Source organism: uncultured Gemella sp. (assembly GCF_963519265.1).
Lineage (GTDB): Bacteria > Bacillota > Bacilli > Staphylococcales > Gemellaceae > Gemella.
In genome coordinates this window covers 1-9,537 of the sequence record NZ_CAUQNQ010000053.1, presented here as the reverse complement: position 1 = coordinate 9,537, position 9,537 = coordinate 1, and the positions used below count along the sequence as shown (strand labels likewise).

The 9,537-nt window shown below is 29.6% G+C and carries 6 protein-coding genes and 1 pseudogene; 1 reads left to right on the top strand and 6 read right to left on the bottom strand.

Features of this window, described 5'->3' with window-relative positions; translation table 11 throughout:
* From RWN11_RS05995 to yaaA, 5 genes are all read right to left on the bottom strand, one after another.
* A partial coding sequence (locus tag RWN11_RS05995; RefSeq protein WP_314160858.1) for a phosphoenolpyruvate carboxylase occupies positions 1 to 1,589 on the bottom strand: 1,589 nt, incomplete at its 3' end.
* Between the two features lie 360 nt (positions 1,590 to 1,949).
* Positions 1,950 to 4,397: a DNA gyrase subunit A gene (gene gyrA, locus RWN11_RS05990; protein ID WP_314160857.1), complete on the bottom strand. Its 2,448-nt coding sequence runs from the start codon at positions 4,395 to 4,397 to the stop codon at positions 1,950 to 1,952.
* A 17-nt stretch (positions 4,398 to 4,414) separates the two neighbouring features.
* The gene (gene gyrB, locus RWN11_RS05985) at positions 4,415 to 6,331 is read right to left on the bottom strand and encodes a DNA topoisomerase (ATP-hydrolyzing) subunit B (RefSeq protein ID WP_399536111.1); all 1,917 of its coding nucleotides are present in this window, start codon (positions 6,329 to 6,331) and stop codon (positions 4,415 to 4,417) included.
* 40 nt (positions 6,332 to 6,371) lie between these two features.
* A complete protein-coding gene (gene recF, locus RWN11_RS05980) occupies positions 6,372 to 7,508 on the bottom strand; it encodes a DNA replication/repair protein RecF (RefSeq protein ID WP_314160854.1) in 1,137 nt (378 codons plus the stop codon).
* On the bottom strand, positions 7,498 to 7,713 hold the full coding sequence (yaaA, locus tag RWN11_RS05975; protein ID WP_314160853.1) for a S4 domain-containing protein YaaA: 216 nt from the start codon (positions 7,711 to 7,713) through the stop codon (positions 7,498 to 7,500). The genes recF and yaaA overlap by 11 nt, the downstream gene beginning before the upstream one ends.
* Positions 7,714 to 8,249: 536 nt before the next feature.
* Here yaaA and RWN11_RS05970 point away from each other — a divergent pair.
* Positions 8,250 to 9,068: a choline kinase family protein gene (locus RWN11_RS05970; protein ID WP_314160852.1), complete on the top strand. Its 819-nt coding sequence runs from the start codon at positions 8,250 to 8,252 to the stop codon at positions 9,066 to 9,068.
* Positions 9,069 to 9,421: 353 nt separating this feature from the next.
* Here the strand turns inward: RWN11_RS05970 and RWN11_RS05965 are convergent.
* Positions 9,422 to 9,537 (bottom strand): annotated as a pseudogene (locus RWN11_RS05965) (50S ribosomal protein L20); the annotation flags it as partial.

Below are 9,537 nucleotides of genomic sequence, written 5' to 3'. Positions count from 1 at the left end.
TATTTATCCATTACTTCATATGAATTCTCTAAGTCTTCGATTGTTTCGAATAATGGTACAAGTTGTAATCTTGCAAAGTCACTTCCTACTAAACCTACTTCTTTTAGCATAATTGCAAGTTCTAATAAGTCAGAGACACTTGTTGTGTGTGAAATAATGTTTTGTTTAATAACATTATCACCAAGTTTGTCTTTTAATTTTCTAGCTGTTCTAAATATTGCTAATTCTTTTCTTAATTCTTCTGATTGTTTATTTTCATCGTTTATACTTAGTGGACGTGGATCTTCTTTTAGTTGTTTTAATAGAAGTTCACATTTTTCTTCTTCACTTAGTGAGCTATAGTCTTTTTCAATATTAGCACTACTTAATAATTCAGCCACTGATGCTTCATAGACGCTTGAATCTTGACGCATATCAATACTTGCTAAATAGAATCCAAAGATTTTTACAACATTAAGTAATTCTTCAAATTCTCCAGTTACTAAGATTTCACCTTTATTTTCTAACAATGATTTTTCAATTATTGTTAAATCAGCGATAAACTCATCTGCTGTAAGATATTTATCCTCAGCTTCTTTATCTTGTAATAAATACTCTCTAGTGTTTTCAAGTTTATCTTTAATATGTGATAACGCTCTTCTGTATAATTCTTTTTCTCTATACTCAGAAGTATCACGTGAACGATTTGCTAATTCTTCTAATTCTTTACTTCCTTCAGTAACATGAGATGACATTGAGAATGTTCTATATAAACTATTTAACTTTTCAATATAATACGTTGTAATAAGCTCACATTGCTTCATAGCTGATAAATTTAATGTTTCAGCAGTTACAAATGGATTTCCATCACGGTCTCCACCAATCCACATTCCCATTGTTATTGGAGTTTCATTTTTTAATTCTATATTATTTTCTTCTAATAATAATTTATACTCAGTCATTAATTTTGCAATTGCTTTAATAAATGATAGATTGTAATATTCTAATACATTTGTGATTTCGTTAGCTACTTTTAATTTTTTCTCACGAATAATATCACTTTGCGTTAATATTTCGATATGTTTCTGGATTGCATTTTTCCATTTTCTTTCATTGATTAAACCATTTTTCACATCACGGTGTTTTCTTAATAATGTGTGTAGCTTTTCTGTTAAATCAAGAACTGTTTTACGTTGAACTTGTGTTGGATGAGCTGTAAGTACCGGTACTACATTGATATTTTCTAAGATATTTTTATCTTTAATATTTTTAATAGACTCAGAAAGCTTCCCTACATATGTTTCATCTATATTGTTTTTATAGTTTACCTCATAAGCTAAGTCAACATCTTCTGCTATATTAATTAATAATGGTAAAATTGAAAAGAAATTTGCAACAATTTCCATCTCTTCTTGCGTCAAATCTTTTATAATAAGATTTAATTTGTCATAATTTTTTTCATCAGCTAATGCTTTTAATTCTACAATTTTTTCAAATGTATCTTCAGAAATCATTTTTTGTGTTGCTTTTAATAGCATTTCTGTAAGAATTTGAATCTCCTCTTGTATAATATTTTCATTTACATTGCTTTCTAATCTTGTATTTTGCATTTAGTTACTCCTTGATAAGATTTTTACTAATAAAGCATATTTATCAGTTTTAACTACATATTCCATTATAAAACTTTTTTCACAATAACACAATGAATTTTAGCTATTTTTTTTATATTCTTAATTATTTTACTAACTTTTTCTAATTCCTCTTGAAATCGTTCTTATTTTACAGCAACTAATTATTTGATTTAACTTTTTTCTAAAACTTCAGTATATTATAATTTTTATATCTTATCTTTTTTGGAAAAATATTACGTGTTACTTTACATTTTCAAATAATAAAAAAAGGAAACTTTATAAATAGTATTTTTACAATATCCATTTACAAAGTTATCCTATTTTTTCATCTATTTAATTCTATTCTTCTTCATAGCTTTCTTCTTTGGCTGCCAGTGTGACAGTTGCTACTTTTTGATCATCAACAAGGTTAATTACTTTAACACCTGTTGCAGTTCTTCCAAGTGTACTGATTGTAGAAACATCTATTCTTATAATTATTCCTTGGTCAGTCATAATCATTAAATCTTCATTTCCTGCGATTGATTTAACCGCTACAATTTTACCTGTTTTCTTAGTAACTTTTGCTACTTTAACACCTTTTCCTCCACGGTTAATTACATTGAATTCCGTAGATTTAGAAATTTTACCAATACCATTTTCTGTTACTGTTAAAATTTTCTTAGATTCATCAACTACTTCCATACCTACTACGTAGTCATCTGGAGAAAGTGTAATACCTTTAACTCCACGACTTACACGTCCCATTGTACGAACTTTTTCAGCATTAATTCTGATTGCTTGTCCATTCGCTGTAACAATCATAATATCTTGATCATCAGTAATTCTTTGAACATCAATTAACGAGTCATCATCATCAAGTTTAAGAGCAATCTTACCTTTCTTAAGAATACTTGCGTAATCTCCTAATTTAGATTTCTTAATGATACCATACTTAGTTGAGAAGATTAAGTTTGTATCTTCTTCTTGTAAATCAGAGATTGCAATAATAGAATTTACTTTTTCTTCTTTTTCAATTTCTAATAAGTTAATAATAGGTATACCTTTAGATTGACGACTCATTTGGTTAATTTCGTAACCTTTAAGAGTATAAACTTTACCTTTATCTGTAAAGAATAAGATATGATCATGAGTTGAACAACTTAGCATATAAGCTACATTATCCTCATCATTTGTAGTCATTCCATTTACTCCACGTCCACCACGCCCTTGTGATTTATAAGTACTTGCAGCAAGACGTTTAATATATTGGTTATGAGATAGAGTAATTATGATTTGTTCTTTTTCGATTAAATCTTCGTTTTCAATTTGATCTACTTGTCCTTCAATAATTACACTACGACGTTTGTCTCCAAATTTTTCCTTAACTTCTAATAACTCATCTTTAACGATTTGAATTACACGTTCTGGTTTAGCTAGAATATCTTCTAGATCAGCGATAAGTTCCATAAGTTTACTATATTCTTCTTCAATCTTATCACGTTCTAAACCTGTAAGTCTTTGCAAGCGCATATCTAGGATAGCTTGAGCTTGAATTTCAGTTAACCCAAATTGATCAATCAGTCCTGCTTTTGCTTCTTCAGCAGTTTGAGAACCACGAATTAAGCTAATAATTCTATCGATATTATCTAAAGCAATTCTTAAACCTTCTAATATGTGGGCACGAGCTTGTGCTTTTTTCAGGTCGAATTTAGTTCTTCTTACTACTACTTCTTTTTGGTGCTCTAAGTAGTGATAAAGTACTTCTTTAAGATTTAATAACTTAGGTACTCCATTTACAAGAGCAATCATGTTAACACCAAATGAACTTTGTAATGGTGTTAATTTGTATAAATTGTTTAAAATTACGTTACTGTTAACATCACGACGTAATTCAATTACAATTCTGATACCTTTTAAGTTACTTTCATCACGAAGATCTGTAACACCTTCAATTTTCTTATCACGAGCTAATTCAGCAATTTTTTCAACTAATTTTGCTTTGTTTACTTGATAAGGAATTTCTGTAATAACGATTCTTTCCTTACCATTTTTCATTTGCTCAATTTCAGTTTTACCACGCATAATTACAGAACCACGTCCTGTTGTATATGCTTTAACTATCCCACTACGTCCTAATAAGAATGATCCTGTTGGGAAGTCAGGTCCTTTAATTTTAGACATTAATTCAGCAATTGTTATTTCAGAGTTATCTGCTAATGCGATTACACCATCGATAACCTCACCTAAGTTATGTGGTGGAATATTAGTCGCCATACCTACAGCAATACCACTACTTCCATTAACTAATAAGTTTGGAATTCTTGCCGGTAATACTTTTGGTTCTTGTTTTGTTCCATCATAGTTATCTTGCATATCAACAGTATCTTTGTTAATATCACGCAGTAACTCAGAAGCTATTTTACTCATTCTAGCTTCAGTATAACGCATCGCAGCAGCACCATCTCCGTCAATAGAACCAAAGTTCCCTTGACCATCTACAAGAGGATATCTACTGTTGAAATCTTGTGCTAAACGTACAATTGTTCCATAAGTTGCAGAGTCACCATGTGGGTGATACTTCGCCATAACTTCCCCTACAACGAAGGCACTTTTTTTGTAAGGTTTATCATATGTTAACCCTAAATCATTAAAAGCATATAGTATTCTTCTATGAACTGGTTTTAACCCGTCACGTACATCAGGTAATGCACGTGATACAATAACACTCATTGAATAATCTAAAAATGAATTTTCAATTTCAGTCGTTATGTTTCTTAAGGTAATATTATTTTTATTATCTTCCATGTTCTATCCTTTCTTTACTAAATGTCTAAGTTTATAACATTTAGAGCATTATCTTCGATAAATTTACGTCTTGGTTCTACTTTTTCACCCATTAATGTATCAAAAGCAGCATCTGCTCTTTGAGCATCATCAACACTTACTTGGTACATTAAACGGTGTTCTGGATCCATTGTTGTATCCCATAATTCTTCTGCGTTCATCTCTCCAAGACCTTTGTATCGTTGAACAGTATACTTTTTATCTCCAGCATGTTCTTCAATATTTTGTTTCAATTCTTCTTCTGTATGACAGTAGAATTCTTTCTTACCTACTTTTAATCCGTATAGAGGTGGTCTAGCAATATATACATATCCTGCATCGATTAATTCTCTCATATATCTGAAGAAGAATGTTAATAATAATGTTCTAATGTGACTTCCATCGACATCGGCATCGGTCATAATAACGATTTTGTGATAACGAAGTTTATCGATGTTTAATGTTTCGCCAATACCCATACCAATAGCTGTAATTAACGAACGAACTTCATCATTAGCTAGTACTTTATCAATTCTTACTTTCTCTACGTTCAGAATTTTACCTTTAAGTGGTAAAATAGCTTGGAATTTACTATTACGTCCAAGTTTTGCACTTCCTCCCGCAGAATCCCCTTCGACTAGGAATAATTCACATTCAGCTGCATCTTTACTTGAACAATCTGCAAGTTTCCCTGGTAGATTAGTAAATTCTAATGCATTTTTACGACGTGTAGATTCACGAGCTTTCTTCGCTGCTATTCTAGCACGTGATGCTTGAAGACCTTTTTCAACGATTATTTTCGCTGTTTTCGGATTTTCTAATAAGAATCTATCTAATTCTTCAGAGAATAGCTTGTTAGTAATAGTACTCATTTCTGAGTTACCTAATTTTGTTTTTGTTTGTCCTTCGAACTGTGGATTTGGATGTTTAATAGAGATAATCGCAACAAGCCCTTCACGAACATCATCCCCTGTTAAAGATTCTTTATCTTTAATAAGTTTATTCTTTTTACCGTAAGCATTAATTATTCTTGTAAGTGCAGTTTTAAATCCACTTTCGTGAGTACCACCCTCATGAGTGTTAATGTTATTGGCATAACTTAAGACATTGTTAGAATATCCTGTGTTATATTGCATTGAGATTTCTACTTCTTTACCCTCCATCTCACCATGAACATAGATAGCTTCATGCAAAGCATCTTTATTCTCATTTAACATCTCTACATATTCTAATAATCCACCTTCATAACAGAAAGTTTCTTCTTTTTCTTGTCCTGCTCTTTCATCTTTAAGAATAATTGTTATTCCTTTGTTTAAGAAAGCAAGTTCTCTAATACGTGTTCTTAAAATATCGTATTCATATACTGTTGTTTCTTGGAAGATTTCTGGATCTGCTTTAAAACGAATAGTTGTTCCCGTTCTATCAGTATCTCCTACTACAGTAATACCTTGAACTACATCTCCTCGTTCAAATTTCATACTGTGAATTTTCCCATCACGATGAACAGATGCTTCTAAGTTAGTTGATAAAGCATTAACTACACTGGCTCCAACTCCATGAAGACCACCAGATACCTTATATCCGCCGCCTCCAAATTTACCACCGGCATGTAGTACTGTAAGGATAACTTCAAGTGCAGGTTTTCCTGTTTGTTCTTGAATATCTACAGGAATCCCACGACCATTATCCTCTACTCTTATCCAATTTCCTTCTTCAATTGCTACTGTTATTGTATTACAATATCCAGCTAAGGCTTCATCTATTGAGTTATCTACAATCTCCCATACTAGGTGGTGTAGACCTTTACTAGATGTAGAACCAATATACATACCTGGTCTTACCCTAACAGCTTCTAATCCTTCAAGGACCTGAATCTGATCGGCATTATATTCTTGTGTTTTTTTATTTTCTACCATGATTTTTCCTTTCATTTTTGTAAATTCATAAATAAATTTTCTAGATTATTTCACTAATATTTCCACTTTCTATTTTGAAAACTTTAGCTTTTTTCAATAAATCTTCTTTAATATCTGATATTGAAGGTGTCGTAATGAATGTTTGTACATTTTCATTAATTGCATCTAATAATTTCAGTTGTCTATTTTTATCTAACTCACTAAGTACATCATCCAAAAGTAGGACAGGATAAGTCCCCGTCTTATTTTTTAAATAATTAATTTCAGCGAGTTTGAGTGATAATACTATGCTTCTTTGTTGCCCTTGTGAGGCAAACATTTTAGCATCAAGGTCATTTATATAAAATTCTAAATCATCATGCTGTGGTCCTATTTTTGTACTTCCACGCATAATATCATCAAAAGATTTTCTCATAATAATATTCGTCAAATTTTCTTCGGTAAAAGCCTCATCATCTGTATCTTTAATATTCAATGCCTCTAGAACAGAACTTTTATATCTTATTTTTAAAGTTTCTTGTCCGTTTGAAATATTTAACATATTTTCATATGTTAACTTCGAAATATCTTGAACAAACGACACTCTTTCTTTCGTAATATACAATGCTACTTTAGCAAGTTGTGAGGTAAGAGTTTCTAAGTATGTTAAAGCCATCTCATCTTTTGGATTTTTTCTCATATCTTTTAAATATGAATTACGTTGTTTCAAAAGATGTTGATACATTAGGTTATATTTATGATAAATACGTGAAAACTGATAAAATTCTCTATTTATAAACTCGCGGCGCAGAGCTGGAGATCCTTTAACTATTTGCAAATCCTCAGGAGAAAATAAAACAACATTAAGCTCTCCAACAAAATCAGTTAACTTAGTTTTCTTAACACCTGCTATCTTAGCGCTTTTACCTTTATTATTAATACCTAACATAATATCAAGATTCTTATTATTTTTACTAACTACACACGACATCGCCGTGGCAGCTTCTCCAAACATAATACACTCACTATCACTTTTTGTTCTGTAGCTTTTCCCAAGTGCTAAACAAAAAATAGACTCTATAATATTAGTTTTTCCATTCGCGTTGTTTCCTACTAAAACATTAAGCGAGGGATGTGCATCTATATTCGTAGATAAATAATTTCGAAAGTACAATAATTTTAAACTTTTAATTTTCATTAATTATTATAAATTCATTTCCTTCTAATTTTATTACATCATTTGAATATAATTTTTTCCCTCGTCTGTTCTCTAACTCTCCATTAAGCTCGACTTCTACATCTTGTAAAAAGTATTTAGCTTCTCCACCTGAACCTATAAATCCTTCTAATTTTAAGAATTGAGCTAATGTAATATACTCACTATTAATAAAAACTTCTTTCATTTCACACCTCCTATGATATTTAAAAATGAAACTTTATGTATATAAATATATTTTATACATTACAATTATATCAAATTTCTTGATTTTTTTCAACAATACACCATTTATTTACACTATTTAAATTAAAAATATCTATTTATACCAGCTATTTTTAAAGATTAGCACACATTTAAGTTCACATAAAAAATACTCCTCAAACTCCTAAAATGTATTTAATATATTCTTTTCAATATTATAAAAAAAAATAGTATTTTAATATAAAATGAGACTAATCAAAAAGTCCTAAAATTTAACAAAGTTAATATGAGAACTCATAGACGCAGTGGTTTATCGGTTTCTAAATTCACTTTATAAAAGTTTTTTAGATATCTAATAACCCACTGCGGAAAGTTATTCAACAAAATCTTGGTTCTTCGAAATCACGATTTTTGAGTCACCTCCTATAATGTAATCGTTTTTCTTTAAACTTTTAAGTCTTTATTATATAATTAAAGTGGAAAGATAAAATGTATTTCAGAAAAAAGGAGGATATTCTTATGTATAGTTTAGAAAAATTAGAAAAAATATTAAATGAAAAGATTCTCGCTATAGAAGAAACAAGCTATGGAATCACCAATAAGAATTACATTATTACAACGAACAACAATAAATATTTCTACAGAACTTCTAAAGATTCTACAAATATTGTAAATAAAAATAACGAAAGAGAAGCTATTAGTCTTCTAGCTAATGAAGATTACTTTCTTAAACCAATATTCTTCAATAATGATAATCTAATTACAGAATTTCAACCTAATCCGAAAACATTTATTTCACAAAGAAAATTATCAAGTATCATAAGAATAGGAAAACTTCTTAATAACTTTCATTCGAAAAAATTTCAAGCTGAGCATATATTTGATCCTGTTAAACAATTTTATAATTATTATAACCAAATAGATGAAAAAAAGAATATTTTTGATCAATACTTACACATTATAGATGACTTTAAAAAGTTCTATAAACCTGACAGATTATGTCACAATGACTTAGTTGAAGGTAATTTCTTATTTTCAAGAGATAAATTATATTTAATAGATTTTGAATACGCAGGATATAATGATTATTACTTCGATATAGCGAGTTTTATATCAGAAAATGATTTAAACTACGAGGAAACAATTACCTTCTTAAAAGCGTATTTTAGTAATAAAGAATGTAATTATAAGAAACTAGATGTATTTTTACAGTTTTGTGATTTATTATGGTATACATGGGCTATTTTATTATATGAAAAAAGACGTGAAGAAGTATACAATGAAATTGCTCAAGCAAAGCTTCATAGATTAAATAATCCTAGAAAAATAGTATATTAATCAATAAAACACCTTAAAGAGCCTATTATGACTCTCTATGATGTTTTATTATAAAAAGGGAGTGACTGAAAAATCGCGATTTCGGAGAAACAAGATTTTGTAGAGTCACCCACACACAGTTTATTAGATATCTAAAAAGCTTTTATAAAGCGAATTTAGGTATCAATAAACCACTACCTCTATGAGTTCTCAAGTGAACTTTATTAAATTTAGGAATTTGGGTCAATTCTAATAATTAAAACTAATTTTTTATCATTTTTTTAACTTACTAGTTTAATCAATCTATATTTCTATAAAAAAAAACAAAAAAGTTACCTGCAAAATTATGCAAGTAACTTTTTAACTATTTCTAATTATTTAGCTAAAGCTGCTTTGGCTTGTTCACAAATGCTTGTGAATGCTGCTGCGTCGTGAATAGCGATTTCTGATAACATTTTTCTGTTAATATCGATTCCAGCAACTTTAAGTC